Consider the following 26,920-nt stretch of genomic DNA (forward strand, 5'->3'; position numbering starts at 1 on the left):
GCGTCAGCCGCCGGTCATCGGCGGGAAGAACGCGATCTCGCGGGCGCCGGCGATGGCCGTATCCGGCTGCACATGGGTCTGGTCGATCGCGGTGCGGATCACCTTCGGCTTGTCGAACGCATAGGCATAGCCCTCGCCGCGCGTGGTGAGCCAGGCGATCAGCTCGCTGACCGTGCGCACGTCCGCCGGCGGCTCGATCGTCTCCTCGGCCTTGCCGACGCGCTCACGCACCCAAGCGAAATACTTCACCTTCATCGCGAGTCTGCCTCGATGAGGTGGTGGATGCCGGCGCGGAAATAGTCGTAGCCGGTGTAGATGGTGAAGACCGCCGACAAGCCGAGCAGCCAGATTCCGATCCCGCTCACGATCGGACCCACGGCCGTCGAGATCTGGGCGACCGCCGCATCGCCGGCCTCGCCCGCGAGCAGGAAGCCGATCGCCACCAGCTGCATCGTGGTCTTCCATTTGGCGACCTTGGTCACCGGCACCGAGACGCGCAGCGCGGCGAGATATTCGCGCAGGCCCGACACCAGGATCTCGCGGCACAGGATCACAATGGCCGCCCACAGCGACCAGTTCTGGATGGTGCTGTCGGCGGCCAGCATCAGCAGACAGGAGGCGACCAGAAGCTTGTCCGCGATCGGGTCGAGCATACGGCCGAATGCCGATTGCTGGTTCCAGATCCGCGCGAAATGACCGTCGAGATAGTCGGTGATCCCAGCCGCAATGAACACCGCAACGGCGACCCAGCGGAGCCACAAAGGATACATCCATACCGACTGCGCGTAGATGCAGCCGACCACGACCGGTATCGCGGCGATGCGCGTATAGGTCAGGATGTTCGGCAGGGACGTCGACGTCTTGCTGGGCACGCGTGTGGTCGCAATATTCATCCGGTGTACCAATACTGCCGCCGTTCGGACGTCAACCTCCGAGCCGAGCCGCTTCGGCAGGATGACGCAGATATGACGCTGTTCGCAACGAAGTCTTGCGGAGATAGGAACTCTCCCGCTCCGATACAAAGAGCGGTAACGCTTCCTTAAGCAACCGCACGCGGTCGCGCCAGTGGGGAGATCGGCGTGCCGCGGTGGGCGCGCCGATCGCTCTTATTGCGGTGCAATGACAGCGGCGCGAATGCCGCCCGTGATCAGATCGCCTCGGCCCCGTGAACCGCGCACCAATGCGCCTGCCGTTCCGCGAACACGCGATCGCGCACATAGGCCAGCGCTTCGTCGTCTAAGGTCTCGATCACCTCCAGGCTGAACGACCCTTCGCCATGGGCGGCCCAGGCCGCCTGCAGCCCGCCGCGGCGATGGCCGCCCTGGCGCAGGGTGAACCACAGACGGTTCTGGATCTTGTCGAGGTCCGGCGCACAGCCGATCCAGCGCGCGCCGGTGGCGGCGCAGGTGACGGCAAAGATGCCGGCAGGGCTCTTGCGCTCCTTGTAGGCGGCGACCGCCGCCTTGCGCTGATCGGGGGTCATGAGGTGTCGCTCCAAAGTGAGGTGGGCTCAGCTCATGTAGAGCTTATTTTTGTCCGGGTAAATATATGGAAATCGAAATTTTTTCCTGACAGGTGTATCATAAAGTTGACGGGGCGGACCTCACCTGTAATAATATCCTTACAGGTGGAGAGCCGCGACGTATGCCCACTGAAGGCGATCAACTGCTGGACAGGCTGGCAGCGTTGGCCAATCCGCATCGGTTGCGGGTGGTGGCTGCTTTGCAGGCCCGGGGGCGCACCTATGTCAGCCAGTTGGCCCGCGAGCTCGGCATCAGCCGGCCATTGCTGCACCTTCATTTGCGCAAGCTCGAAGAGGCGGGGCTGGTCACCAGCCGGTTGGAGCTCTCCGCCGACGGCAAGGCGCTGAACTACTTCGAGGTTGCTCCCTTCGAGATCGCCCTGACGCCGTCCTCGATCGCCAAAGCAGCGGAGACGCTGTCCGTCGTTCCATCCTCCATCAAACCGGAAGGAGACCAACATGGCTGACAAAGCCGCCATCTTCCTGCTCGTCACGATCCTCGTCCTTGTCACCATCATCCTGGTGTTTGCGATGAAGTATTTTGCGGCGGTCCGGCAGGCCGGACGGCAGGTCGCGACGGAGGAGGGCTTCCGCGCGCTGACCGAGCGAGCCGTTCGAGCGCAGGAGACGAGTGCAGAGCTGCTCGCCGCCCTCAAGGGCAGTCTGGGGCAGATCGAGCTGCGGCTCACCCAGGTCGAGAAGGTGCTGAAGGAGGTCGAATGATGACCACTCAACATCAGGCCGAGGAGCTGTCGCTGTTGAAGCGGATGCGCGCAGTCTCGCTCGTCGAAGGCAGCACATTGCTGCTGCTGGTGCTGGTGGCGGTGCCGCTGAAGCACTTTGCCGGCTTCGCCGTCGCCACCAGGATCATGGGTCCTGTCCACGGCCTCGCTTTCATGGGCTACATCTGGATGCTCATCCAGCTCGCAGCCGGCGGCGGCTGGTCGAGAACGGAGATCGTCCGGATGACAATGGCTGCGTTCGTGCCGTTCGGCGGCTTCGTCAATGCCCGCGTCCTGGCGCGACGCGAGATGCTGCTGGCGGCGCCATGATGGTCGAGTGGCTCAAGGCGCTGCACGTCGCCGCCGTACTGTGCTGGAGCGGCGGGTTGCTGGCCGCAGCGATCACCATCGCGGCGGCTGCGACCAAGGCAGAAGCGGCTGGTGCCGCCACCATGGTCGAGATCGTCAGCCGCTGGGACCGGCGTGTCACGACGCCGGCCATGCTCGTCGTGTGGGGCGCGGGCCTCGCACTCGCCATGCAGGGCCAATGGTTCGGCTCGCTTTGGCTGACGATCAAGCTCGGCATCGTGGTCGCGCTGTCCGCGCTGCACGGCGTGCTCGCGGGAACGCTGCGACGGCTTGCACGGTCCGAGTCGCCGGCGCCGCGCTGGTTCTCTCATGCGCCGCCGCTGATCGTCGGCAGCGCTGCTGCGATCGCCGTGCTCGTGGTCGTCAAGCCGTTCTGAGCGGCCGGCGCGAGCGGAGAAGGCGTCCTTCAACTGGCGTTGCTGTGAAAATACTCAAAGATCTTCCGTGCGCTTTCCGCCGAAACCCCCGGCACCTTGCCGAGGTCGGCGATCGAGGCGCGCTCGATCTCCTTGAGCGTGCCGAAGTGGTGCAGCAGCGCGCGCTTGCGCGACGGGCCGATGCCCGGGATCTCCTGCAGGCCGGCCTCGCGGATGTCCTTCTTTCGCAGCTTGCGGTGCGAGCCGATGACGAAGCGGTGCGCCTCGTCACGCAGGCGCTGGATGAAGTACAGCACGGGGTCGCGCGGCTCGAGCTTGATCGCCTCGCGCTCCGGGATGAACAGCGTCTCGCGTCCGGCGTCGCGGTCCGGCCCCTTGGCAACCGACATCAACGCGACATTGGTGACGCCGAGCTCGGTGAAGATCTCGCGGACGGCGTTGAGCTGGCCGCGGCCGCCATCGATGATGACGAGATCGGGCCATTGCGGCACGTCGTCCTCCTTGGCCGCACGGGCGACATCCTTCTCCGACGGTGACACCAGCCGCTTGAAGCGGCGCTGCAGCACCTCCTTCATCATCGCGTAGTCGTCGCCGGGCGTCAGCCCTTCCGACCTGATGTTGAACTTGCGGTACTGGTTCTTCATGAAGCCGTCGGGGCCGGCGACGATCATCGCGCCGACCGCATTGGTGCCCTGGATGTGGCTGTTGTCGTAGACCTCGATGCGCCGGGGCACCTGCGGCAGGCCGAGCGTCGTCGTCATCGCATCCAGCAGCCGGCTCTGGGTCGCGGTGTCGGCGAGCTTGCGGCCCAGCGCCTCGCGCGCATTGGTCAGCGCGTGAGTGACCAGGTCCTTCTTCTCGCCGCGCTTCGGGCAGGACACCTCGACCTTGTGGCCGGCCTTGACGCACAGCGCCTCGGCGAGCAGCTCGGCCTCCTCGATCTCGTGCGACAGCAGAATCAGCTTCGGCGGCGGCTTGTCATCGTAGAACTGCGACAGGAAGGCGGACAGCACCTCCTCTTGTGTGAACGTCTTCTCGGCCCGCGGGAAGTAGGCGCGGTTGCCCCAGTTCTGGCCGGTGCGGAAGAAGAACACCTCGACGCAGGAATAGCCGCCCTCCTGGTGGATGGCGAACACATCGGCTTCCTCGACCGTGCGCGGGTTGATGCCCTGCTGGGAGGAGATCGCCGACAGTGCGGCGAGACGGTCGCGATAGACGGCCGCGGTCTCGAATTCGAGCTCGCTCGACGCCTTCTCCATTTCGGCCGCCAGCAGCGCCTTCACCGCCTGGCTGCGTCCGGACAGGAAGTCGGTCGCCTCGCGCACCAATTCGGTATAGCCGGGGAAATCGATCTCCTGGGTGCATGGACCGGCGCAGCGGCGGATCTGGTGCAGCAGGCAGGGGCGGGTGCGGCTCTCGAAGAACGAATCGGTGCAGGAGCGGATCAGGAAGGCGCGCTGCAGCGCGGTGATGGTGCGGTTGACCGCGCCGGCCGAGGCGAACGGCCCGAAATAGCGCCCCGGCCTGGACTGCGCGCCGCGGTGCTTGAGGATCTGCGGCGCCCAATGGTCGCCGGTGATGAGAATGTAGGGAAACGACTTGTCGTCGCGCAGCTGCACGTTGAAGCGCGGCTTGAGCTGCTTGATGAGGTTCGCTTCCAGCAGCAGCGCCTCGGTCTCCGTGGTGGTGGAGACGATCTCGACCGTCACGGTGGCTGCGATCATGCGCAGGATGCGCGCCGGCAGCGGCGCGTTGGCACGCGCATAGGACGACAGGCGCTTTTTGACGTTCTTGGCCTTGCCGACATAGAGCACGTCGTGGGCCGCGTTGAGCATGCGGTAGACGCCGGGCGAGGTCGGCGCCAGCCGCACCGCGTTCTCGATCGCCGCGTGGCCGATCGCGAGCGGGCCTTCCCCGACCGCCTCCAGGCTCTCCTCGGCCAGCTCCGGCAGCCGGCCGTCATCGTCCTCGTCTGCAGCCGAGGCGGCGGGGTCGAGATCGGGCGTGTCGATGGCCTCGGGTGGCAGGTCGGCCGTGGCGCCACGCCGGCTCGGGGGCGTCGGCGCCTTGGGTGGATCGGAGCTGTGGGTGGTCATGTCCGCAAATTAAGCGCTGCCGCGCCGTCTCGCCAGCTTGCGATCGCGCCATGCACAGGGCAGGGCGGTAACGCTCCGTTAAGCACGTTAATGGCCGGGTAACCCGGCTTAACAACGGCTTAACCTAAAACTCTCGATAAATGCTCACGAAAGAAGCGAGAGTTCCGTAACCACGCCGGCCCGCGCAGCACAGTCGCGCGGCGCATGCTCCGGCGGGTGACGGCGAGTGGCGTGGAGTGAGCGATGAACAGGTTCTTGGTCGGTGCTGCCGCCGCGGCGGGCTTGGGCGCGGCGGCTCTCGGATCGGTCTCGGCGCAGGCGGCGGACCTCGGCTACGGGCGCGGCGCGCCCTACACCGTCAACCAGCCCCTCAACGCCTACAGCTGGGCCGGCCCCTATCTCGGCGGCACGCTGGGCTATGAGTGGGGCACCGTCGGCAACAACCCGACCAAGCCGTCCGGCCTCACCGGCGGCCTGACCGCGGGCTACAATTGGCAGAACGGCCCTTGGGTGTTCGGCGCCGAGGGCGACATCAACCTGACCGGCGCCAACGACACCTTCGCGCCGTGGAAGTTCTCCAACCCGTGGTTCGGCACCTTGCGCGGCCGCGCCGGCTACGCCTTCAACAACATCCTGTTCTACGGCACCGGCGGCCTCGCCTTTGGCGGCCTGCGCGCCGAGACCTTCGGTCTTTCGGAATCGCACACCACGGTCGGCTGGACGCTCGGTGCCGGCACCGAATTCGGCCTGGCGCAGAATTGGACCGCGAAGATCGAGTATCTCTACGTCGATCTCGACAGCAGCAATTTCGTGATCACGGGGGCGAAGAACGACTATCGGTTTGGAATTGTGCGCGCAGGCATCAACTTCCACTTCTGATGGCAACGAGGGAATAGGAAGAAGAAACGTCCAACGACAACCTCCCGGCCGCTCGCGCGGCCGGGATTTTTTTGTCGGAGCCCTCCGTGCAATCGCGCATTATCGCGCGCGGCCTGCACGTACGAGCCGGCAATGCTGTGCACGCACACAGGCGCTGCCGACAGCTTCCAAACCAACGAAGAGGTGGCGTCGAGGCGCCTCCGGTTGCACTCACGCCGGCGCGTGAATGACCGCCAGGCGGGCTCGTCCTAAGACGATAGCACCAGGTTCACCGCTTTCGGGCCCTTGCCCTTCTTGTCCGGCTCGACCTCGAAGCTGATCCGCTGTCCTTCGGTCAGGTCCTTCAGGCCCGCGCGCTCCACCGCCGTGATGTGCACGAACACGTCGCGTCCACCGTCGTCCGGCTTGATGAAGCCGTAGCCGCGTTCACCGTTGAAGAACTTGACCGTCCCAGTCATGGCCATCGGGAAACTCCTCCCCCGCAATGCTTCCTCCACTGCGCGCCCTGCGCAGCGTCCGACCGGACATCACTTTGATCGGAAAGCGTTGGCCACCTTAACGCCCAGCGCTCGCCGCGCCGGATCGCCGGATCTTGTTAGGCCTTGATCACCCCGCCGCAACCATTCGCGGAAGCGGAACGTAAAGCCAGTCTTACAATCGGACACAATAATACGGTTCCGCGCCGATTGACTACGGCTTTTCGACCAGTAGCCGTTTCAAGCTTTGGGGAATTCGATTCGGAAGCGCGCCGCGCCGCCCTGGCCGAGCGGCTTCTGCAGTTCCTGCAGGATGAGCTTCAGCTCGTCATGCAATGTCCAGGGCGGGTTGACGATCAGCAGTCCGGTCGAGGTCAGCGCCTCGCCTTCGATCTGCGGTGCAACACTGAACTCGACCCGCAGCACCTTGCCGGTTGGCTTGGCCGCGGCCGCGAGCGCCGCGATGCGATCGCTCAGCTCTTCGGTGGCGCGCCGGCTCTTGGCGGGGTACCACAGCACGTAGATACCAGTGGTCCATTTCGCGAAGGCCGCGGCAAAGCGGTCGGCGAGCCGCTCGAACTCATCCTTCGCCTCGAACGCCGGATCGATCAGCACCACGCCCCGGCGCTCGTTCGGCGGCACGAAGGCGGGCAGGGCGACCCAGCCGTCGAGATCGACGACGCGGGCCTGGGTGTCGCGGCGCAACTGATCGATCAGCTGCTTGCGGGGGATCGGCGCCAGCTCGCACAGGGTCATGCGGTCCTGCGGCCGCAGCAGCGCGCGCGCGATCAGCGGCGAGCCGGGATAGGCGACGAGCTCGGCCGTCGGATTGAACGATCGGACGATATCCAGATAGGGCTGGACCAGCGCATAGACCTGATCCGACAGCCGCGCCTGCAGCAGGCGGGCAATGCCGGTGAGGAACTCGCCGCTGCGGGTCGCCTCGTCGCCGGTGAGATCGTACAGGCCAGCGCCGGCATGGGTGTCGATCACCCGGAATGCAGCGGGCTTCTCCTGGAGGTAGACCAGGATGCGCGTCAGCACGATGTGCTTGATGACGTCGGCGAAGCCGCCGGCGTGAAAGGCGTGTCGGTAGTTCATGCCGTCCGGGTTACGCCGTTCCATGCCAAAAGGGTACCCCGTCGATGCGCCGCATGCCCTTTCGGAGAGCCGCGGATCAGCGCCGCCGCAACAGGGCCACAGGCCGACGCGCTGCGGTCGCCCGATTCGCAGTCGCTAGCCGCCGCGGACCGGCGGCATGTTGACCTCGTCGCGCCGGCAGGCCTGCCGGTCGATCTCGTCGCAATTGCGAAACTCGAGATCCTTCGACAGGCAGATCCGGACCTCGCTCAGCCGGGTGCGATTGCAGGTGACGGCAATGCCCGATGTCGTGAGCTTGGGGTTGGCCTTGATGAAGGCTTCCTCAACCGCCGCCGGCGCCACTGTCTTGGCTTCCGCGAGATCGAGAAATTCCGGCGGGATCTTGATGGCGGCCCGCGCCTTGCGGATGGCTTCGAAGTAGGCCTTCGCCGACACGCCGGCGCAGGTGCCGTGCTTGTCCCACTCGTTGTAGATCAGGCCCGGCGCCGGCATCAGGTCGAGCATCGATGTCATGATGTTGCGCGGCAGGCGCGGCGCCGGCTGCTCGCAATATTCGGGGTAGCCGTTCTCGTATTGCGGCCACAGCCCGTGCACGACGAACGAGTAGGGCCGGCCGGTGCACTGTTGGGACCGGCTGCCGCGGCCGCCGCGCTCCTCCGCCTCGGCACAGTACGAGGGCGACCACGACAGCGAGAGAACGTAGAAGTCGAACGCGCCCGGCGCATTCTGGCGCCGGTCCTGCGCCGCGGCGGAGCCAGCCGCGAGCACACCGAGCAAGAGGGCAAAGCAGGCGATCGTTCTGGACAACAGGACGGCAGGTCGGCGCAGGCAATCGAACATGGCATACTCCCCGGACAATGCCAGGAGCCTACCAGCGCGCGGGAACATTTCAAGAACAAAAATGGCTGCCCCGAGGCAGCCATTGGTCAGCTGGCCGCTCGCGCGAGCGGGCGATGCGCCGGGAAAGGCGAATCAGGGCTTGGCGGCGCGGCAGGCCGGATTGAAGGCCCAGTTGCGATCGAGGCCGACGACGCAGAACTCGACGCCCTGGTCATAGCCGGCGAAGCCGCCATCCTCGATGATCGAGAAGTTGACGGTGCGCGCCTTGCCGTCGCTGATCATCACGCTGCCGGTGCAGAAGCGGCGCGGGATGTTGTCGGACTGCCAGGGCCGGAAGGCGATCTCATGGACATTGGCGACGCCGGTAATCGTCAGCGAGGAATTCCAGAAGGTGCTCTCCTTGTCCTGGAATCGCGAGACGATGGTCGGAATGGCCGCCTCGCAAGGCGCGACCCGGCCGTCATATTTCGGACCGGACAGCCAGAAGTTCATCTCGAGCGGGTTGGCCGCCTGGACCGGCGCGGTCGCGACCGCGAGCAGCGCGCCGCATGCGGCACCGAACGTCTTGAAAGCTGAGCTGAAGTCGCGCATGGGCCGTCCGCAAGGCTGATCCGGGAGCGTGGACCGTGCCGCGGTGGCCACAGGAGGTCAAGTGCAACGCGGCAACACTCCACGATTAGTCCTGTTAACCCGGGGCCGGTGTTCTTTTCTTGACCGCACGGGACCTTTAGAATGGCAGGCCAGATCGAGGAGAATGCAATGCGGACGCTGATGGCCGGATTCGTGAAGACTGCAGGCCTGGTGGCCGCTGGGATGGTTCTGGTTGCCGCGTCCGCCCAGGCCGACGTGGTGCCGCCCTTCAAGGGCAACGACACCGGCGGCATCATCGCCTATCAGCTGGCCCAGACCACCGATGCGCGCCAGCTCGCGGTCGACCACTGCGCCTCCTACGGCAAGGTCGCGAAGTTCGGCGCCGTCGATGCGCGCTACGGCGGCTACGTCTCGTTCTCCTGCCGCTGGGTACCGTACGGCTCGGCGCAGCGGCCGCTGCGGACGCTCTACTGACCTTCCATCAACTGCCGTTCTCCTAATTGCCATCTTTTGGCGGCATTCGCTCTGGCATCGATCAACGAGCCGGAACGGGGGCACATGACCTGCACACGCATCGCAATCGGGCTGTTGGCCTGCTGCCTCCTGGGCGTGACCGCGAGCCATGAGGCTCGGGCCGTCGACCTGCCGGTGCGCAAGGCCGGCCTGTGGGAGCTGAAGATGATCAGATCCGGCGGTCAGCTGCCGGAGGCGACGATTCAGCACTGCACCGACGCGGCCACCGACAAGGAGATGAACAACTTCGCCTCTCCGATGGCGCAGCAGGTCTGCTCCAAGCAGGATATCCAGAAAACCGCGACCGGCTACGTCTCCGATTCGGTCTGCAATTTCGGCGGCATCAATACGACGTCGCATGCCGACATCACCGGCGATTTCAACTCGGCCTATACGGTGAAGACGATGTCGCGAGTCACGGGCGGTGCCGCCGGCACCGGGGTGAAGGACACCGCGATGACGATCGAGGCCAGATGGCTCGGCGCCTGCAAGCCCGACCAGAAGCCCGGGGACATCGTGATGCCCGGCGGCATGAAGATGAACGTCAAGGACATGGCGAAGCTGAAGGCCCTGATCCCGGGCGTGAAGCAGTAGGCGGGCGCTCGTTGCGCGTGATGGGCGCAGCGACGTGGACCGTCGCTCATTCGCGGACGCAAACCACGATCTTCCCGATATGCCGGCCCGTCTCCATGCGGGCATGCGCATCGGCCGCCTCGGACAGGCGATAGGTGCTGTCGATGTGCGGCCGAATGGCCGTTCCGAGAAGAGGCCAGATCCGCTGCCGCAGCTCGGTCGCGATGCGCCGCTTGAGATCGAGCGACGTCGACCGCAGGAGCGCGCCGGTGATGCTGGCCCGGCGCGCCATCAGGCTGCGCAGCGGCACCGCCAGCTCCTTGCCCTGTCCAGCCGAGAGCTGGGCGATCCGTCCGCCCATCGCGAGCGCCGCAAGGTCCTGGGCGATGTGGGCGCCGGCGGAGGTGTCGAGGATGCAGTCGACCCCGCGCGTCCCCGTCGCCGCGCGGATCTGCTCGGCGAGATCGGGATCGGCATAGTCGAACACGGCGCTGCAGCCGAGCCTGAGTGCCAGGGCGCGCTTCTCCGCGGTGCCGGCGGTGGCCATGACGGGATGTCCCAGCGCGCGCAGCAGCTGGATCGCGATCGTGCCGACGCCGCTGCCGCCGCCGTGAATCAGGGTGGTCTCGCCGGGCGCCATGCGCATCAGCTCGAAGAAGTTGAACCAGGTCGTGAACAGCGCCTCGGGCAGGGCGGCGCCCTGGATCCAGTCGAGGCTGCTCGGCAGGTCCAGCGCAAGATGCTGATCGGTGGCGACGTATTGCGCGTAGGAGCCGCCGTCGGTCAGCGCCATCACCGCTTGACCCAGCCGTTCCGGGGAAACGTCGGCGCCGCAGGCCACGATGCGCCCCGAGGCTTCCAATCCCGGTATGGGATTGGGCTCCCGCGACGGCCCGGCAGCGCGCTGGTTGCAGTCGTGACGGTTGATGCCGGCGGCGGCGACCTCGATCAGGACGTCGTCGGGGCCGAGCCGCGGGACCGGCCAGTCCTGTCGCTCTGACAGGACCTCCGGGCCGCCCGCGGCGGTGATGATGACGGCGCGCTGATCGTCCGGAATCATGTGTGGTCGCTCATGTGCTCACTTGCCGACCAGGCCGCACTTGCTGCGGTCGAGCGGACGAAACGCCTGATCGGGGGCGATCTTCGTCACCAGCTTGACGAAGTCCCAGGGGCCCTTCGATTCGGCGGGAGTCTTGACCTGGACGAGGTACAGGTCGTGCACCATGCGCTGGTCGTCGCGGATCTGACCGTGGTCCGCATAGGCGTCCGAGACCGGTGTGGATTTCATCTTCGCCATCACCGTTGCGCCGTCGTCGCTGTCCGCATCCTTCACCGCCTGCAGAAAGTGCCGCACGGCCGAGTAGACTCCGGCCTGGATCTGTGACGGCATCGCCTTGCGGCGCGCGTAGAACGCGTCGGAGAAGCGGCGCGCGGCGGGGGAGGCGTCCTCGAAGAAGCTGGTGACGATGAGATCGCCCTGCGTCGCCTTGAGGCCGATGGCTTCGATGTCGACGTTCTGGAACGACATCGGCACGATCTTCATCCCCTGGGCCGCAAGCCCGAATTCCTCGGCCTGCTTGATGGCGGTGGCATTGTCGCCGGCGACGTTGAGCGCCAGGATCTTGGCGCCGGAGGCCTGGGCCTGCAACAGGAACGAGCCGTAATCCGGCGTGCCGAGCTGCGCCTTGACGCTGCCGGCGACCGTGCCGCCGAGCTCGGCGATGCGGGCGCGCGCGGTCGCCTCGACCGAATGGCCGAACGCATAGTCGCCGGTGATGAAGAACCACGGCTCCTTGCTGGTCTGCATGATGCCCGAGACGACGGCGGTGGCGGTCGAATAGGCGTCGTGCGTCCATTGCACCGAGGTCGGCGCGCACGCCTCGTCGGTGAGCTGGTTGGCGCCGGCCCCCGAGACGAGGAAGATCCTGCCGTTGCTGCGCACCAGCTCCTGGACGCCGAGCGCCGCGCCGGAGCTGCCGCCGTCCGCGATCGCCTGCACGCCGTCCTGTTCGAACCAGCGCCGGGCGATCGCGACCGCGATATCCGGCTTGTTCTGGTGGTCCGCCTGAAGGATCTCGATCGGCCTGCCGTTGATGTTGCCGCCGAATTCCTCTGCGGCCATCCGTGCCGCTTCCACCGAGCCGGGCCCCATCGCGGTCGCAAAGATGCCGGTCATGTCGGTGAGCACGCCAATCCGGATGGCTTTCCCTTTGATGTCCGCCTGCGCGGATGAGCCTGCAAGCAGCAACAGCGCGGCGATGCCCGCTGTGAGACGTCGCGACATGATGATCCTCCCCGGATTCAACGATTTTGTTTGTTATGTCGTGTTTGGTTGGTACGCCGCGCGGTTCCGCGAGGCGGAGACGTCAGGCCGCCGGTTCGGCGGCCACGGGATTGCGCAGTACGCCGATGCCCGAGATCTCGACCTCGACCGTATCGCCGGGCTTCATGAACAGTGGCGGGGTGCGCTTGAAGCCGACGCCTCCCGGCGTGCCGGTGACGATCACGTCGCCCGGCAGCAAGGTCATGATCTCCGAGCAATAGACGATCAGATCAGGCACGTCGGTGATGAGCAGGTCCGTGGTGGTCCGCTGCACGGTCTCGCCATTGAGGCGGGTCTGCAGCGTCAGCCTGGACGGGTCGGGAATTTCGTCGGCGGTGACGAGCCAGGGGCCGAACGCGCCGGACTGGTCGAAGGTCTTGCCCGACAGGAATTGCGACGTATGGCGCTGCCAGTCGCGGATGCTGCCTTCATTGTAGCAGGAATAGCCGGCGATGTGCGTGAGCGCGTCCTCGCGCCGGACATGCCGGCCGGCTTTCCCGATCACGAGCGCGAGCTCGCCCTCGTAGTCGAAATGATCGGAGACAGCAGGGCGAACGATCGGTTGCAGATGTCCCACCTGGCTGGTCGGAAAGCGCGCGAACAGCGCCGGCTTCTCGGTGACGGTTCGCCCGGTCTCGGCGACGTGGTCGCGATAGTTCAGGCCGACGCAGATGATCTTGCCGGGATCGGGAATGACGGGCGCAAAGGCGATCGCGTCGAGCGGATAGTCGGCCGGTTCGGAGGCGAGCAGCGCGGCGGCGTCGCCGAGCGCATGGGCCTCAAGCAGCGCGCGCAGGCTCTTCGACGACAGCCGCCGGCCGAGGTCGACGACGCCGTCGCCTTTCACTACGCCGTAGCCGGCACGACCGTCGATGACAAAGGAAACCAGCTTCATACGTGAACCCTCTCAAAAGGAACGAAAACGCTCAGGCCGCGTTCGGCAGCGGTGTGAGGAAGGCGAGGCCTGACAACAGCACCGCGGGATCTTCGCCCGTGCGGACAGCGCCTAGGATGTAGCGGTCGGGGCGCATCAGCACGGCGTCGAAGCCGTGCTGATCGAGCCAGCCGTCGAGGCCGCCAGCTTCCTCGCCGCAGATGACGGCGACGTCAGCGGCCGTCAGGCGGGCATGATGCTGCTCGATCACTGCGGCACCGAGTCCTGACCGGCACAACAGCGCGAAGCGATAACCGATGCGGTCGTCGCTGCGGCCGAGATCGCGGCTGCGGAATTGCGGCGCCAGCTTTCCGGTCATGCTGCGATCGCCGCAGGCCAGGCCCGGGCCGAGCAGCGGCTTCTGCACGTCGAGCTTGAGCTGGCCGTCGCCCTGTGCCGTGCCGGTCGCGAGCGCCGACTCGACCGCCTTGGTGTTGATGAGTCCGCCCAGCCGGATCGCGAGCTCGATGAACTCGCGTACATGCGGCGCGCGCTCGCTTTGATAGGTGTCGAGAAGATCAGGCGTTGCCTTGCCGGCGATCACATGGGCCAGCTTCCACGCGAGGTTGGCTGCATCGCGAATGCCGGCACACATGCCTTGGCCAAGGAACGGCGGGGTCTGATGCGCGGAATCACCTGCGAGCAGCAACCGTCCGCTACGCCATTGCTGCGCCACCGCTGAGTGGAAGGTGTAGACAGCGGCGCGTTCGATCTCGGCCTCTGCGGGCCGGAGCCAGGGCGAGAGCAGCTCCCACACGCGCGCCGGCCGCGTGATCTCGGCGGCGTCTTCGTCAGGCTGAACCGTGATTTCCCAGCGTCGGCGGTTGCCGGTGCCGCGAATATAGGTCGCGGGACGCTGCTTGTTGCAGTGCTGGACGCTGAAATCGCCGAGGTCGGGCCGTTCCTCGCTCAGCCGCACGTCGCAGACCAGCCAGCGCTCGTGGAAGCCGAGATCGTCCAGCGCCGAGCCGATGAAGCGCCGCACCAGCGAGCGTGCTCCATCGCAGCCGACCACATAGGCGCAGGAGATGTCGACCAGCTGGCCCGTGGCGAGATCCTCATAGCGAACGCGGGCGACGTCCTGGTTCTGCTCCAGCGCGAACACATCGCAGCGCGTGCGCAGCTCGACATGAGGCCAGCGCTCCAGGCCATTGTTGAGCACGGCTTCGAGATCGGGCTGGTGAAAGCGGTAGCTCAGATTCCAGCCCATCGCTGTCGGCTCGCTGGGGCGCGGCCAGTCCAGCAGCAACCGTCCCTCCGCATCGACGAAGCGCATCCCGGGACTTAAAGTGATGTGGGGCAGGATGGCGTCGGCGAGACCGATGGTCTGGAACACGCGCATGCATTCGTCATCGAAATGCACTGCGCGCGGCAAGTGATAAGCCTTGGCTTCGCGCTCCAGGACCAGGGTGCGGATGCCGCACAGGCCGAGCAGGTTGGCGAGCGTCGAGCCGACGGGCCCGCGGCCGACAATGACGACGTCGAAGCTTCCGGAGTGTGCGGCCATGTTGCTCATGGCCGCATCTGTTCCGCAACCGCCTCGCACCTTCAAGGCGCGGTCACGAACTGTCCGCCCAGCGGACGCTCAGGCCTGGACGGGGATCGCGGCTGCGGCGTCGCGCAATGGCGCCGCGTACTGGGCGACAGCCTCCTCCAGGGTCATGGCGGAGCGGATCCAGATGATCGACATGCAGCCGAACACGACGTCGCCCCGCACGATCGGCACCGCGATCGATGACGTCTTCGGATTGAACTCGCCCTCGTTGCGGATTGCATAGCCGCGCTGAGACGTTTCATTCATCATGCGCTGCAGCCGCTCGGGCGCGAGGAAGGAAGCGTCCTCGGCATCCTCGATGCGTCGCAGGTGGTTGATGATGATGTCCCGCTCGGCGGGCGGGCAAGCGGCGAGATAGGCCCGGCCGGCCGAGGTCTGCAGCATCGGCAGGCGCTTGCCGATCATGCTGCGATCGATCGAGAGCGGGCTGCGCGCATGCGTGGTCTCCTGGATGACCATCGCGCCGTTCTCATAAGTCGACAGATCGACCGGCCAGATCAGGCTGCGGCTGAGCTCGGCGAGATAGGGCGCGGCGACCTGGCAGATAAAGATGCCGGGATCATAGCCGTCTCCGAGGCTCAGCGCGTGGCGCGTCACCCGGAAGCGGTCGTCGCTGGCGCTGCGCGCGACATAGCCGAGTTCCTCGAGTGTTTCGAGCAACCGATAGACCGTGGGCCGCGGCAGATCGAGCTGGCGGGCCACGTCGCCGGCGCGAATGCCGCCGGACCGATTGACCGCGCGCAGCACGTCGAGGCCCCGCTTGAAGGCGCGGACACCCTCCGCAGGACGGGCTTGCGGAGATCGCGTCCGTTGCTTGGACACTTGGAAAATCCTCCCTGTTCTTCGTTTCCGTCCGCCGATACCGTCTTGAGAACGCGAGCCGGATGCAGGGGCGGCAGTCTACTGCAGGACCGCGCGGAGCTGATACGAAATTCCGCCCGCGCCTTTCGGGAGACAACAAGATGGAAATAACGGCGCTCGGTTACATCGGCATCAAGTCGTCCCAGGCGGAGCAGTGGGGACGCATGGCGACCGAACTCCTCGGGATGCAGCGCGTGGATCGCGCGGCCAGCGTGCAGGCCTATCGGATGGACGATCGCAAGCAGCGGCTGATCGTCGATGGCAGCGGCGATGGCGGGCTCGCCGTCATGGGCTGGGAGGTCGGCGACGCCGCCGCGCTCGCGCGCCTGGCGGGCCGTCTCGACGACAACGGCGTGAAGGTGGCCCGTGGTTCGCAGGCGCTGGCCGATGAGCGTCATGTCACCGAGCTGATCTGCTTTCAGGATCCCGCCGGCCACACGATCGAGGTGTTCTGGGGGGCGGCCGTCGCCTCGGATCCCTTCAGGCCGGGACGTCCGATCTCCGGTTTTCGCACCGGGCCGCTCGGCATGGGACACGTCGTGCTCAATGTCGAGGACGTCGAGCCGCTGCTGCGGTTCTATCGCGACCTGCTCGGCTTCCAGGTGTCCGACTTCGGCCTGACGCCTTACAAGCTGTATTTCTTCCACGTCAACGGCCGCCACCATAGTTTTGCGATGGTCGGTTCGGGCCGCCGCACGCTGCATCATTTCATGGTGGAGCTCGGCAGTCTCGACGACGTCGGCCAGGGCTACGACCTGGCGCAGCTCGACGATGGGCGCGTGGCCTATACGCTGGGCCGTCATACCAACGACCACATGACCTCGTTCTACGTCAACACGCCCTCCGGCTTCTTCATCGAATATGGCTGGGGCGGCCGGCTGATCGATCCCGCGACCTGGCAGCCGCACGAGACCTTCGACGGTCCGTCATTGTGGGGACACGAGCGCTTGTATTTGCTGGATGAGCAGCGCAAGCGCCTGCGCGACATGCGGCTGTCCGCGGCTGCACGCGGCGTTCGCGTGCCGGATCCGCGCGTTCCGCCGCTGAACTGCGCGTGGCTCGACGCCGTGATCGCGCAGGAATGAGCTAAACCGGCGCGCTACACCGGGATCCGCACGCTCGCGCGCAGGCCGCCCATCGGGCTGTCACCCAGCGTGATATCGCCGCCGTGCGAGCGCGCGATGTCGCGGGCGATGGCGAGGCCGAGGCCGGTGCCGCCCTCGTCCTGGTTGCGCGCGTCGTCGAGGCGCAGGAACGGCTTGAACACCTCCTCGCGCATGTCGGCCGGGATGCCCGGGCCGTCATCGTCGACGGTGATGGTGAGGTAGCGGTGGTCGCGATGGCCGGTGATGGCGATCGCGTCGGCATGGCGGGCGGCGTTGGAGACGAGATTGCCGAGGCAGCGCTTCAGCGCCTGCGGTTTCACGGTGACCACCGGCAGGCCGTGGAACGACACCGTGGCGGAATGGCCGTTGCGCTCGGCGTCGCTGCGCAGCTCCTCCAGCGCGTTGGAGATGTCGGTCGGCTGCGCGATCTCGCCATTGTCGCCGCGCGCGAAGGCGAGATAGTCCTCCAGCATGTGCGACATCTCGTCGACGTCCTTGCGCATGGCGTCGATCTCCGGGCTGTCGCCGAGCAGCGCCAGCTCAAGCTTGAAGCGCGTCAGGATGGTGCGCAGATCGTGGCTGACGCCTGCCAGCATCGCCGTACGCTGCTCGAGGGTGCGCTCGATGCGCGCCTTCATCTCCAGGAAGGCGTGCGCCGCGCGCCGCACCTCGCGCGCGCCGCGCGGGCGGAAGTTCGGCACCTCGCGGCCCTTGCCGAAACTCTCGGCGGCATCCGCGAGCCGCAGGATCGGCTTGATCTGGTTGCGCAGGAACAGCACCGAGACGATCAGCAGGATCGACGACGTGCCGACCATCCAGAACAGGAAGATGTCGGTGTTCGACGCATAGGCCGCGCCACGCTGCGCGAACACGCGCATCACGGCGTCATCGAGCGCGATGCGGATCTCGACCAGGTTTGAGCGGCCTACGGTGTCGATCCAGAACGGGCGGCTGATCTGGCGGCCGATCTGGCTCGACAGCGACTGGTCGAGCAGGTTGAAGAACGGTTTTGGCCCCGGCGGCGGCATGTCGCCGGCCGGCAGGAAGTCGACCACGAGATTGAGCCGCTGCTGCGCGATCCGGCGCAGCATGGTGCGGTCCTTGTCCTGCGGATAGCCCTTGTAGATGTCGATCAGCGCGGCGACGTCCTGCACCACGGCGGCGGACAGGCGTCGCGTCACCGTGTTCCAGTGCCGCTCCATGAACACGCCCGCGACCACCGTCTGCAGGATCACCATCGGCACGATCATGATCAGCAGCGCCCGCGCATACAGGCCGGTCGGCATCCAGCCCTTGAAGGCGTTGCCGACGATGCTGTTGGCGCGCGACACGCGGCGGGAGGCGGTGCGGATCAGGGTGAGGCCGGTGTCGAGCGTGGTCATGCGGATCTGCTCTCACGGGTGACGCTGCCGTCATTGCGAGGAGCGAAGCGACGAAGCAATCCAGGGTCATCGCGGGACTCTGGATTGCTTCGCTTCGCTCGCAATGACGGGGAGAGATTGGGGCGCCTCAACTCTTGCGGCGAGGAAGTGAGAGCCGCAGCCCTGGCGGATGGGTTCGAAGTTCTTGCACCGGCGATGGTCTGCTCCCTCTCCCCGTTCTTACAGGGAGAGGGCTGGGGTGAGGGGCAGCCGCACGGGGAGTGTTTGTGGTGAGACCTGTACCCCCTCACCCGGATTGCATCTGACGATGCAATCCGACCTCTCCCCGCAGGCGGGGAGAGGCTGAGACCGCGCTCGTGGCGAGAGCTCGAATCCAACCGGAGAGAATAAGCGTGCTCACTGGCGCAACGCGCAAGAAGAGCAACGTGGTCGGAGCCGCCGGTCATCAACCCGCTCTCAACCCGTCACCATCAGCCGGTAGCCGATGCCGCGCACGGCCTGCAGGAACAGCGGGTTGGCCGGATCGCTCTCCAGCTTGCGGCGCAGGCGGTTGATCTGGACGTCGACGGCGCGCTCGTTGACGGTGCCGTTGCCGGTCAGCGCGCCGCGCGGCACGGTCTCGCCGCGGGCATTGGCAAGGATGCGCAGCATCTCGCGCTCGCGGTCGGTGAGGTGGACGATCTCCTCGCCCTGCTTCAGCTCGCCGCGCGCCAGATGGTAGACGAACGGGCCGAACCCGATCTGCTCGACGACCTCTTCCGCCGGAGGCGGCGCGGCTCGCTTGAGGATGTTGCCGATGCGCAGCGCGAGCTCTCTCGGCTCGAACGGTTTTGCGACGTAGTCGTCGGCGCCGAGCTGCAGGCCCTCGATGCGGCTCTCCGGCTCGGCCCGCGCGGTCAGCATCACGATCGGCACCGAGGATTGCGTGCGGATGAAGCGGGCGAGGTCGAAGCCGCTTTCGCCGGGCATCATCACGTCGAGGATCAGCAGATCGAAATGCAGCCCCGTCAGCTTGGCGCGGGCGTCGCTCGCGCTCGCCGCCGTGGTGACGCGATAGCCTTCGCCGCGCAGGAAGCGAGACAGCAGATCGCGGATGCGGCGGTCGTCGTCGACGAGCAGGAGATGCGGTGCGTCGTCGGCCGGCGTCTGCTGATGATGCGGTGCGATGGCGGCGATCGTCACGGTCACTCCTTGGCAGCGGCGACAGGCGTCTTGAAGATGGCTTCCAGCACCTTGTCCGGATCGTCGCGATCGATCATCGCGCGCAGGAACTGCCGGACCTTCTCGGCGCCAGCAGGCCCGATCTGCTCCAGCGCGCGGTCGATGCGCCGCGTCTGCAGCCCGGCCAGCTTGGCGACCAGCGCCTCGCCCTTCGGCGTGGCGAAAAGAAGGCGCTGCCGGCGGTCGTTGTTGCCGGTCTTCTGCACGATGTAGCCTTCGTCCAGCAGCTGCTTGAGCACGCGTCCGAGCGACTGCTTGGTGATGCGGAGAACGTCGAGCAGATCGGCGACCTTCAGGCCGGGATAGCGTGTGACGAAATGCATCACGCGGTGATGCGCGCGGCCGAAGCCGAACGCCTCCAGCTCGTGGTCGGCATCGCCGACGAAGTCGCGATAGGCGAAGAACAGGAGCTCGATGATGTCCCAGCGCAGCGGCTCGCCGGCGGCGGCGGAGGGCTCAGCCGCGCGCAGCTCGGGGCTCAACGTCGGGGACGAGAAATTTATGTCAGCCATATTGACGTTTCTGCGGTTCAATGTTACAAAACAATCGTCCGCTACGAAATTTTAGATCGTTTCATCGGCGGGCGATGGTCTCCAGGCGTGTCTGAACGGGCCGTAGGCAACCCCGACGGGCATCCTTGGGCGACGTATCGAACAACCGTGTGATGTCGAGCGGCATTTCGGCAAACCATACTGGACTTCCGCCGGGCGCAAAAGCATGTCCTGTGGTGGCATGCTTGCCCGGGGACCGGCCCAAAGCCGGTCGCGGCAGGTCCGAAATTCAAGAAGCCGACTGGCCCGATCGGACGGGTCGGCCCCAGAACTCGCGAATGGCGATCAGAGCGGGGGAAGCAAGGACATGACTTTGACATTCGACATCAAGCCGACGACGAACCCGACCTCCGACCAGGAGCGCGCTGCCAGGCTCGCCAACCCGGGCTTCGGCCGGGTGTTCACCGACCACATGGCCGTGGTCCAGTACAGCCAGGACAAGGGGTGGCACAGCGCGCGGGTCGAATCCCGCGCCAACTTCCCGCTCGATCCGGCGGCGGCCGTCCTGCACTATGCGCAGGAGATCTTCGAGGGGCTCAAGGCCTACAAGCGCGACGACGGCGGCGTGAACCTGTTCCGCCCCGACGCCAATGCCAAGCGGTTCTGGAATTCGGCCGAGCGCATGGCGATGGCGCAGTTGCCGCCGGAGGTCTTCATCGAGGCGGTCGAGCGGCTGGTTCAAATCGACCGCGCCTGGATCCCGGGCGGCGAGGGCAGCCTCTATCTGCGTCCGTTCATGATCGCCAGCGAGGTGTTCCTCGGCGTGAAGCCGTCGGCGGAGTACATCTTCGCGGTGATCGCCTCGCCGGTCGGCTCCTATTTCAAGGGCGGCCCGGCGCCGGTCTCGATCTGGGTCTCGGAGAACTACACTCGCGCCGCCGTCGGCGGCACCGGCGGCGTGAAGTGCGGCGGCAATTATGCCGCGAGCCTCAAGGCGCAGGCCGAGGCGATCACCCATGGCTGCGACCAGGTCGTGTTCCTGGATGCGATCGAGCGCCGCTATGTCGAGGAGCTCGGCGGCATGAACGTGTTCTTCGTGTTCGACGATGGCTCGCTGTCGACGCCGCCGCTCGGCACCATCCTGCCGGGTATCACCCGCGACTCCCTGATCGCGCTGGCGCGCGATGCCGGCCGCGAGGTGCGCGAGGAGGCATATTCGATCGACCAGTGGCGGGCGGATGCCAAGAGCGGCAAGCTGAAGGAGGCGTTCGCCTGCGGCACCGCCGCGGTGATCTCCCCGATCGGCAAGGTGTGCTCGGCGAGCGGCGATGTCCTGATCAACGGCGGCGAGGCCGGCCCGGTCGCCATGGGCCTGCGCAAGCAGCTGGTCGACATCCAGTACGGCCGCAGCGCGGATCCGCATCAGTGGATCAGGGATGTGAAGTAGGGCGGGGCTCCGCTGACGGTGCGCTCCCTCCCCCGCTTGCGGGGGAGGGCTGGGGTGGGGGGCGCCACGAAGACTGCCGCTGTGGCGCCCCCACCCCAACCCTCCCCCGCAAGCGGGAGAGGGGGCGCACCGCATGGATGGCGATAGCTTCGCTCTCACTGACATGGATGCGCGGGTGACCGACGCCTCCCGCGGGTTGCCGCACCCTGTCGCGGCTGCTACCACCTCAGGCAACGCATTCCATCCCGCAGGGTGGGCCAAGGACCGCGCAAGCGGGCCGTGCCGACCGCTGCGACGTCATCCAGCCCATGGTGGGCACGCTGCGCTTTGCCCACCCTACGTGTCGAGTCCGATGTCCGACAAACCCAAGAAACCCCAGAAGCTGAAGGCGCGGCTGCCGCGCGGGCTCGAGGATCGCGGCCCGGCGGCGATCGCCGCGACGCGCGAGATGGTCGAGAAGATCCGCGCCGTCTACGAGCGCTACGGCTTCGAGCCGGTGGAGACGCCGGCATTCGAATACACCGACGCGCTCGGCAAGTTCCTGCCCGACCAGGATCGTCCGAACGAGGGCGTGTTCTCGTTCCAGGACGATGACGAGCAGTGGATCTCGCTGCGCTACGACCTGACTGCGCCGCTGGCGCGCTATGTCGCCGAGCGGTACGGCACGGAGCATCTAGTTCTCCCGTACCGCAGCTATCGCTACGGTTACGTATATCGCAACGAGAAGGCGGGGCCCGGCCGCTTCCGCCAGTTCATGCAGTTTGATGCCGACACCATTGGGACAGCCTCGTCAGGACAAGCCGCGGCGGCCTCGGATGCCGAGATGTGTATGATGGCTGCTGACACCATGGAGGCGCTGGGCATTGCGCGCGGCCAGTACGTGGTGAAAGTGAACAACCGCAAGCTACTAGATGGTGTGCTCGAGCGGATCGGCTTGGGCGGACAAGACAATGCTGGACGTCGTCTTACCGTTCTCAGAGCGATCGATAAGCTGGATAAGTTTGATCAAAAAGACGTGCGTCTTCTATTGGGCGACGGTCGAAAAGACGAGAGCGGAGACTTCACCAAGGGCGCACAACTCAACGAGCGACAGATTGATGCCGTCTTTGAGTCGCTGAAGTTTAAGATCGAGTTCGAAGATCGGGCTGATGGAATAGAGCGCCAGTCGATGACTGGCGAGGTCCCAGGCGAGTTCTTCTTCTCGAAAGAGGGGCAGGACCTTTCAAGGCAAGGGATGTCTGAGCTCGTCGATATCGCGAAGCTCGTAAGGGCTTCTGGTTATGGCGAAGATCGAATCAGAATAGATACTTCCGTCGTCCGCGGCCTCGAATACTACACGGGTCCAGTCCTGGAGGTCGAACTGCTGCTCGAGACCAAGGACGAGAAGGGCCGTCCCGTGCGCTTCGGCTCGGTCGGCGGCGGCGGGCGCTACGATGGCCTGGTGTCGCGCTTCCGCGGCGAGCCGGTGCCGGCGACCGGATTCTCCATCGGTGTCTCGCGGCTGCAGGCGGCGCTGACCCTGCTCGGCAAGCTCGACACGCGGCCGGCTTTCGGCCCCGTCGTCGTCACGGTCTTCGACCGCGACCGCGTCGCCGACTATCAGAAGATGGTGTCGACCTTGCGCAATCACGGCATCCGCGCCGAGCTCTATCTCGGCAATCCCAAGAACATGGGCAACCAGCTCAAATATGCCGACCGCCGCAACGCACCCTGCGTGATCATCCAGGGCTCGGACGAGAAGGCGCGCGGCGAGGTGCAGATCAAGGACCTGATCGAGGGCGCCAAGGCGGCGGCCGCGATCGCCTCCAACCAGGAATGGCGCGAGAGCCGCCCGGCGCAGTTCTCAGCCAAGGAGGACGAACTCGTCGCCGGCGTCCGCGAGGTGCTCGCGCGCCACGACGTGAGCTGGGGGTAACAGGACTCGTCATGCGCGGGCTTGACCCGCGCATCCATCGCTTCACGACGGCCTTTCATTTCAGAATGATGGATTGCCGGGGCAAGCCCGGCAATGACAGGCTTGGGACAGGACTAACTAACAGGGAGCAACGAATGCCCGAGATCACAGTGAGCATGGCCGCCGGCCGCACCGACGAGCAGAAGGCCAACATGATGCGTGACATCACCAAGGCCCTGGTGACGCATCTCGGCGTCGATCCGGAAGCGGTGGTGATCCAGATCAACGAGGCGCCGCTGACGCACAAGATGAAAGGCGGCAAGACCTTCGTCGAGCGTCTGGCCGAGCAGAAGAAGTAGGCGCTGCTGTCGTCCCTGCTCGGCGCGCAATTGCGCACGGCCTAGGGACCACAGCCCCAGGAAGCGGTTTGAGGCATGCTGGTCGTTGGCCTTTTGCTCATCACGACCGCCGCGGCGTATGGGTCCCGGATCGGCACTACGCCGCACTGACGCGCGTCGCAGCTTGTCCGGACGACATCTGAACTTGGAGCGATCATGGACGCACGTGAGATCATCAAACCGGGCATGCGCGCCGAGCGCCTGCTGGTGGTGCCGCCGGAGCGCACCGTGGGGCACTTTGTTCCTCATATGCCCATGGTCTATGCGACGCCGATGATGATCCTGGAGATGGAGATGACATCGGGCGACGCCATCAACCCGGTGCTGCCGCCGGGCTGGGTGACGGTCGGCACCGAGGTCAACGTCCGCCATCTCGCGGCGTCGCCGGTCGGCGCCACCATTCGCACGGTTGCCGAGGTGATCGAGGTCGAGCGCCGCGTCATCCGCTTCTCGGTCGAGGCGTATCATGGCGAGGTGAAGATCGGCGACGGCCGCCACGGTCGCGGCCTCATCAATGTCGCGCAGTTCAAGAAGCGGTTCGGCGTGACCTGAACCGCTCCGCGCTAGACCGACTGGCCCGTCTTCAACAGCGAGCAGCCGGTGATCCTGAGGCTGCCGTCGGGCTGGGTCTGCAACGTGTACAGCGCCTCCCACGCCTCGCCTTCGGCATCGACGATGTGGACGCGCTGTGCGACGCTGCCGTCATCGACCTGCGCGGCGCCGAATTCGAAGCTGCGATGGCGATAGACCGGCGGGTAGCCGCTCTTGACCATGCTCATGAAGATCTCGACGCTCGGAAACAAGGCCTGGATTTCCGGCGCGGCCTGGGCATAGGCGGTCGCGCCGTCGTCGCGCGCCAGGGCCTGTTCCTGGGCGCGAATGACGCTCTGCGCCGCGCTGGCGTCCGCCGCGGCGGCGGGGTGGGCCAACAGTGACAGCAGCAGGACGAGCGGCATCAGAATGCGCATGTCATGTCCTCCATCGGCAGGTCGGGTCGATCCATCATGCGCCATGGACCGTGCGTGACAAGCCTGCCGTCGCGCGTCAATGTCGCGGGCCGGCGGCGATCGGCCGGCTGGATTGTGTCGCCATCGTCACGTCTTCGCGAGCCATGCGGCCCGCGCGGTGCCGGTCGCGATCGGATCGGCTTGATCTGGCCTGATCCGGCGCGAATCATGCATTCAGGCCGTGAACGAAGCAGGAGCCGCATGACCGATTTTTCCACGACTCGATCGCTCTTCACGATCCCTGACGGGGTCATCTATCTCGACGGCAATTCGCTCGGCGCGCTGCCGTCCGCCGTGCCCGCCCGCGTTGCCCGGATGATCGAGGCTGAGTGGGGACGGGAGCTGATCCGCGGCTGGAATAGCGCGGGATGGATGGTGCAGCCGCGCCGCGTCGGCGACCGTATCGCGCGGCTGATTGGGGCCGCGCCCGGCACGGTCGTGATGGGCGATACGCTCTCGATCAAGGTGTATCAGGCGCTGGCCGCGGCGCTGTCGCTCAATCCGGGCCGTCGCGTGATCCTGTCCGACAGCGGCAATTTTCCGTCCGATCTCTACATGGCGCAGGGCCTGGTCCGCATGCTCGGCGACCGCGCCACCTTGAAGGTGGTCGAGCCGGAGCAGGTCGAGGCTGCGATCGACGACAGCGTCGCGGTGCTGATGCTGACAGAGGTCGACTACCGCACCGGCCGCATGCACGACATGAAGGTGCTGACGGCAAAGGCGCACGCGGCCGGCGCGCTCACGGTATGGGACCTCGCGCATTCCGCCGGCGCGGTGCCGGTCGATCTCGCCGGCGCGGAGGCCGACTTTGCGGTCGGCTGCACCTACAAATATCTCAATGGCGGTCCCGGCGCGCCGGCCTTCATCTATGTCGCGCCGCGTTACGCAGACATCGCGCCGCCGGCGCTGTCCGGCTGGATGGGCCACGAGGCGCCGTTCGCCTTCGATCTCGATTATCGCCCCGGCGGTGGCATCGAGCGGATGCGCATCGGCACGCCGCCGATCATCGCATTGGCCGCGCTGGATGCCGCGCTCGACGCCTGGGACGGCGTGTCGATGCAGGACGTGCGCAAAGCCTCCATCGCGCTGTCGGAATTGTTCATCGCCGAGGTCGAGAGGCGCTGTCCGTCGCTGACACTGGCCTCGCCGCGCGATGCGTCGCGCCGCGGCAGCCAGGTGTCGTTCCGCCATCCGGACGGCTATGCGATCATGCGGGCGCTGATCGCGCGCGGCGTGATCGGCGATTTCCGCGCGCCCGACGCGCTGCGCTTCGGCTTCACGCCGCTCTACATCGGCGAGAGCGAGGTGCGCGGCGCCGTCGACATTCTCGAAGAGGTGCTTGCCGACAAGCTGTGGGACAAGCCCGAGTATCGCCAGAAGGAGCTCGTGACGTGAGCAGCGCGCCCTACGATCCCGCCACCGAGGGGGCGCGGATGAACTTCAAGGGACGGATGTCCTATGGCGACTATCTGATGCTGGATCGCCTGCTCGATGCGCAGGCGCCGCTGTCGTCGGCGCATGATGAGCTCCTGTTCATCATCCAGCACCAGACCTCCGAATTGTGGATGAAGCTCGCGATCCACGAGATCAAGGCCGCCATGGCGGCGATCGCCCGGGACGACGTGCAGCCGGCGTTCAAGATGCTGACAAGAGTGTCGCGCATCTTCGAGCAGCTCAACGGCGCCTGGGACGTGCTGCGCACGATGACGCCGAGCGAGTACACGCTGTTCCGCGACAAGCTCGGCGAGTCCTCCGGCTTCCAGTCGTTCCAGTATCGCTCGATCGAATTCCTGCTCGGCAACCGCAATCTGGCGATGCTGCGCCCGCATGCGCATCATCCGGAGCTGACCGCCGAGCTGGAGGCGATCCTGGCGAAGCCCAGCCTGTATGACGAAGCACTGCGGCTCTTGGCACGGCGCGGCTTCTTCATCGGCGTCGACGGGCAGCGCACCGACTGGCGCGGCACCCGCGCCGAGAGCCCGGAGGTCGCGGCCGCCTGGACCAGCGTCTATCGCGATCCGCAGCGGCATTGGGAGCTGTATGAGCTCGCCGAGAAGCTGGTCGACTTCGAGGACTATTTCCGCCGGTGGCGCTTCAATCACGTCACCACGGTGGAGCGCATCATCGGCTTCAAGACCGGCACCGGCGGCACGTCAGGCGTCAACTATCTGCGCAAGATGCTGGAGATCGTGCTGTTCCCCGAACTCTGGAAGCTGCGCACCGGCCTCTGAGCCATCGCGCG

The 26,920-nt window shown here is 66.2% G+C and carries 31 protein-coding genes; 14 read left to right on the forward strand and 17 right to left on the reverse strand.

Annotated features, from left to right (window positions below; genetic code table 11):
• Window positions 1-3 precede the first annotated feature (3 nt).
• The 3 genes from moaD to ACQR1D_RS19825 all read right to left on the reverse strand — a co-directional run bounded on the left by moaD (window position 4) and on the right by ACQR1D_RS19825 (window position 1,483).
• Entirely contained in the window at window positions 4-255 is a 252-nt protein-coding gene (gene moaD / locus ACQR1D_RS19815) for a molybdopterin converting factor subunit 1 (RefSeq protein WP_434891740.1), read from the reverse strand.
• Window positions 252-893, reverse strand: a complete 642-nt coding sequence (pgsA, locus tag ACQR1D_RS19820) for a CDP-diacylglycerol--glycerol-3-phosphate 3-phosphatidyltransferase (protein ID WP_315754456.1) — start codon at window positions 891-893, stop codon at window positions 252-254. Before pgsA ends, moaD begins: the two co-directional genes overlap by 4 nt.
• A gap of 254 nt (window positions 894-1,147) precedes the next feature.
• Window positions 1,148-1,483, reverse strand: a complete 336-nt coding sequence (locus tag ACQR1D_RS19825) for a GIY-YIG nuclease family protein (RefSeq protein WP_434893973.1) — start codon at window positions 1,481-1,483, stop codon at window positions 1,148-1,150.
• A gap of 161 nt (window positions 1,484-1,644) precedes the next feature.
• Here ACQR1D_RS19825 and ACQR1D_RS19830 point away from each other — a divergent pair, with 161 nt between their 5' ends.
• Genes ACQR1D_RS19830 through ACQR1D_RS19845 form a run of 4 tightly spaced genes read left to right on the forward strand, consistent with a single transcriptional unit; the run spans window position 1,645 to window position 2,990 of the window.
• On the forward strand, window positions 1,645-1,989 hold the full coding sequence (locus ACQR1D_RS19830; RefSeq protein WP_315801952.1) for an ArsR/SmtB family transcription factor: 345 nt from the start codon (window positions 1,645-1,647) through the stop codon (window positions 1,987-1,989).
• The gene (locus tag ACQR1D_RS19835; protein ID WP_315801953.1) at window positions 1,982-2,245 is read left to right on the forward strand and encodes a hypothetical protein; all 264 of its coding nucleotides are present in this window, start codon (window positions 1,982-1,984) and stop codon (window positions 2,243-2,245) included. Before ACQR1D_RS19830 ends, ACQR1D_RS19835 begins: the two co-directional genes overlap by 8 nt.
• Entirely contained in the window at window positions 2,242-2,574 is a 333-nt protein-coding gene (locus ACQR1D_RS19840) for a DUF3817 domain-containing protein (RefSeq protein WP_315801954.1), read from the forward strand. Before ACQR1D_RS19835 ends, ACQR1D_RS19840 begins: the two co-directional genes overlap by 4 nt.
• A complete protein-coding gene (locus ACQR1D_RS19845; RefSeq protein ID WP_316183206.1) occupies window positions 2,571-2,990 on the forward strand; it encodes a CopD family protein in 420 nt (139 codons plus the stop codon). The genes ACQR1D_RS19840 and ACQR1D_RS19845 overlap by 4 nt, the downstream gene beginning before the upstream one ends.
• A gap of 29 nt (window positions 2,991-3,019) precedes the next feature.
• On the opposite strand, the gene uvrC is transcribed toward ACQR1D_RS19845, so the two are convergent.
• On the reverse strand, window positions 3,020-5,086 hold the full coding sequence (uvrC, locus tag ACQR1D_RS19850) for an excinuclease ABC subunit UvrC (protein WP_434893974.1): 2,067 nt from the start codon (window positions 5,084-5,086) through the stop codon (window positions 3,020-3,022).
• A gap of 243 nt (window positions 5,087-5,329) precedes the next feature.
• On the opposite strand from uvrC, the gene ACQR1D_RS19855 reads away from it, so the two are divergent.
• A complete protein-coding gene (locus ACQR1D_RS19855; RefSeq protein ID WP_315713602.1) occupies window positions 5,330-5,965 on the forward strand; it encodes an outer membrane protein in 636 nt (211 codons plus the stop codon).
• Between the two features lie 248 nt (window positions 5,966-6,213).
• Here the strand turns inward: ACQR1D_RS19855 and ACQR1D_RS19860 are convergent, their stop codons facing one another.
• The 4 genes from ACQR1D_RS19860 to ACQR1D_RS19875 all read right to left on the reverse strand — a co-directional run bounded on the left by ACQR1D_RS19860 (window position 6,214) and on the right by ACQR1D_RS19875 (window position 8,973).
• The gene (locus tag ACQR1D_RS19860) at window positions 6,214-6,429 is read right to left on the reverse strand and encodes a cold-shock protein (RefSeq protein ID WP_006612991.1); all 216 of its coding nucleotides are present in this window, start codon (window positions 6,427-6,429) and stop codon (window positions 6,214-6,216) included.
• Between the two features lie 252 nt (window positions 6,430-6,681).
• Window positions 6,682-7,542, reverse strand: coding sequence for a 23S rRNA (adenine(2030)-N(6))-methyltransferase RlmJ (locus ACQR1D_RS19865; RefSeq protein WP_434894006.1), 861 nt, complete (start codon window positions 7,540-7,542; stop codon window positions 6,682-6,684).
• A gap of 135 nt (window positions 7,543-7,677) precedes the next feature.
• Window positions 7,678-8,382, reverse strand: coding sequence for a ribonuclease T2 family protein (locus tag ACQR1D_RS19870; protein WP_434893975.1), 705 nt, complete (start codon window positions 8,380-8,382; stop codon window positions 7,678-7,680).
• Window positions 8,383-8,514: 132 nt separating this feature from the next.
• Window positions 8,515-8,973, reverse strand: coding sequence for a hypothetical protein (locus ACQR1D_RS19875; protein WP_316217108.1), 459 nt, complete (start codon window positions 8,971-8,973; stop codon window positions 8,515-8,517).
• A 168-nt stretch (window positions 8,974-9,141) separates the two neighbouring features.
• On the opposite strand from ACQR1D_RS19875, the gene ACQR1D_RS19880 reads away from it, so the two are divergent.
• Both ACQR1D_RS19880 and ACQR1D_RS19885 read left to right on the forward strand, forming a co-directional pair.
• Window positions 9,142-9,447, forward strand: coding sequence for a hypothetical protein (locus tag ACQR1D_RS19880; protein ID WP_316236974.1), 306 nt, complete (start codon window positions 9,142-9,144; stop codon window positions 9,445-9,447).
• Window positions 9,448-9,531: 84 nt separating this feature from the next.
• Window positions 9,532-10,080 carry a DUF3617 domain-containing protein gene (locus tag ACQR1D_RS19885; protein ID WP_316183201.1) on the forward strand — a complete coding sequence of 183 codons (549 nt, stop codon included), beginning with the start codon at window positions 9,532-9,534 and terminating at the stop codon, window positions 10,078-10,080.
• Between the two features lie 46 nt (window positions 10,081-10,126).
• Here the strand turns inward: ACQR1D_RS19885 and ACQR1D_RS19890 are convergent, their stop codons facing one another.
• From ACQR1D_RS19890 to ACQR1D_RS19910, 5 genes are all read right to left on the reverse strand, one after another.
• Window positions 10,127-11,119 (reverse strand): NAD(P)H-quinone oxidoreductase, encoded by a 993-nt coding sequence (locus ACQR1D_RS19890; RefSeq protein ID WP_434893976.1) that lies wholly within the window; start codon window positions 11,117-11,119, stop codon window positions 10,127-10,129.
• A gap of 18 nt (window positions 11,120-11,137) precedes the next feature.
• The gene (locus tag ACQR1D_RS19895) at window positions 11,138-12,343 is read right to left on the reverse strand and encodes an ABC transporter substrate-binding protein (RefSeq protein WP_434863874.1); all 1,206 of its coding nucleotides are present in this window, start codon (window positions 12,341-12,343) and stop codon (window positions 11,138-11,140) included.
• A gap of 82 nt (window positions 12,344-12,425) precedes the next feature.
• Window positions 12,426-13,277 (reverse strand): fumarylacetoacetate hydrolase family protein, encoded by an 852-nt coding sequence (locus ACQR1D_RS19900; protein WP_316236865.1) that lies wholly within the window; start codon window positions 13,275-13,277, stop codon window positions 12,426-12,428.
• Window positions 13,278-13,308: 31 nt separating this feature from the next.
• The gene (locus ACQR1D_RS19905; protein ID WP_434893977.1) at window positions 13,309-14,832 is read right to left on the reverse strand and encodes a bifunctional 3-(3-hydroxy-phenyl)propionate/3-hydroxycinnamic acid hydroxylase; all 1,524 of its coding nucleotides are present in this window, start codon (window positions 14,830-14,832) and stop codon (window positions 13,309-13,311) included.
• Window positions 14,833-14,901: 69 nt separating this feature from the next.
• The gene (locus ACQR1D_RS19910; protein WP_316183197.1) at window positions 14,902-15,693 is read right to left on the reverse strand and encodes a DNA-binding transcriptional regulator; all 792 of its coding nucleotides are present in this window, start codon (window positions 15,691-15,693) and stop codon (window positions 14,902-14,904) included.
• A 140-nt stretch (window positions 15,694-15,833) separates the two neighbouring features.
• On the opposite strand from ACQR1D_RS19910, the gene ACQR1D_RS19915 reads away from it, so the two are divergent.
• Window positions 15,834-16,817 (forward strand): VOC family protein, encoded by a 984-nt coding sequence (locus tag ACQR1D_RS19915; protein WP_434893978.1) that lies wholly within the window; start codon window positions 15,834-15,836, stop codon window positions 16,815-16,817.
• Between the two features lie 14 nt (window positions 16,818-16,831).
• Here the strand turns inward: ACQR1D_RS19915 and ACQR1D_RS19920 are convergent, their stop codons facing one another.
• From ACQR1D_RS19920 to ACQR1D_RS19930, 3 genes are all read right to left on the reverse strand, one after another.
• Complete coding sequence (locus ACQR1D_RS19920; protein WP_316183195.1) at window positions 16,832-18,220, reverse strand: ATP-binding protein; 1,389 nt, start codon at window positions 18,218-18,220, stop codon at window positions 16,832-16,834.
• A 456-nt stretch (window positions 18,221-18,676) separates the two neighbouring features.
• Window positions 18,677-19,408: a response regulator transcription factor gene (locus ACQR1D_RS19925; RefSeq protein ID WP_315801968.1), complete on the reverse strand. Its 732-nt coding sequence runs from the start codon at window positions 19,406-19,408 to the stop codon at window positions 18,677-18,679.
• Window positions 19,405-19,953, reverse strand: coding sequence for a MarR family winged helix-turn-helix transcriptional regulator (locus tag ACQR1D_RS19930; protein ID WP_315801969.1), 549 nt, complete (start codon window positions 19,951-19,953; stop codon window positions 19,405-19,407). The genes ACQR1D_RS19925 and ACQR1D_RS19930 overlap by 4 nt, the downstream gene beginning before the upstream one ends.
• Window positions 19,954-20,299: 346 nt before the next feature.
• Here ACQR1D_RS19930 and ACQR1D_RS19935 point away from each other — a divergent pair, with 346 nt between their 5' ends.
• From ACQR1D_RS19935 to ACQR1D_RS19950, 4 genes are all read left to right on the forward strand, one after another.
• Window positions 20,300-21,379 (forward strand): branched-chain amino acid aminotransferase, encoded by a 1,080-nt coding sequence (locus tag ACQR1D_RS19935; protein ID WP_434839396.1) that lies wholly within the window; start codon window positions 20,300-20,302, stop codon window positions 21,377-21,379.
• Window positions 21,380-21,731: 352 nt separating this feature from the next.
• Window positions 21,732-23,294, forward strand: a complete 1,563-nt coding sequence (gene hisS, locus ACQR1D_RS19940; RefSeq protein WP_434839395.1) for a histidine--tRNA ligase — start codon at window positions 21,732-21,734, stop codon at window positions 23,292-23,294.
• Between the two features lie 68 nt (window positions 23,295-23,362).
• Window positions 23,363-23,632 carry a tautomerase family protein gene (locus ACQR1D_RS19945; RefSeq protein WP_315802170.1) on the forward strand — a complete coding sequence of 90 codons (270 nt, stop codon included), beginning with the start codon at window positions 23,363-23,365 and terminating at the stop codon, window positions 23,630-23,632.
• 195 nt (window positions 23,633-23,827) lie between these two features.
• Window positions 23,828-24,223 carry a thioesterase family protein gene (locus ACQR1D_RS19950; RefSeq protein WP_315801972.1) on the forward strand — a complete coding sequence of 132 codons (396 nt, stop codon included), beginning with the start codon at window positions 23,828-23,830 and terminating at the stop codon, window positions 24,221-24,223.
• 11 nt (window positions 24,224-24,234) lie between these two features.
• Here the strand turns inward: ACQR1D_RS19950 and ACQR1D_RS19955 are convergent, their stop codons facing one another.
• Window positions 24,235-24,639, reverse strand: coding sequence for a DUF4864 domain-containing protein (locus tag ACQR1D_RS19955; RefSeq protein WP_434839394.1), 405 nt, complete (start codon window positions 24,637-24,639; stop codon window positions 24,235-24,237).
• A gap of 240 nt (window positions 24,640-24,879) precedes the next feature.
• Between ACQR1D_RS19955 and kynU the strand changes: the two genes are divergently transcribed.
• Together kynU and kynA are read left to right on the forward strand one after the other, a co-directional pair.
• A complete protein-coding gene (gene kynU, locus ACQR1D_RS19960) occupies window positions 24,880-26,073 on the forward strand; it encodes a kynureninase (RefSeq protein ID WP_316183189.1) in 1,194 nt (397 codons plus the stop codon).
• Complete coding sequence (gene kynA / locus ACQR1D_RS19965) at window positions 26,070-26,909, forward strand: tryptophan 2,3-dioxygenase (RefSeq protein ID WP_316183188.1); 840 nt, start codon at window positions 26,070-26,072, stop codon at window positions 26,907-26,909. The genes kynU and kynA overlap by 4 nt, the downstream gene beginning before the upstream one ends.
• The last annotated feature ends 11 nt before the right edge of the window (window positions 26,910-26,920 follow it).

It is taken from the genome of Bradyrhizobium sp. HKCCYLRH2047 (assembly GCF_051168175.1).
Lineage (GTDB): Bacteria > Pseudomonadota > Alphaproteobacteria > Rhizobiales > Xanthobacteraceae > Bradyrhizobium.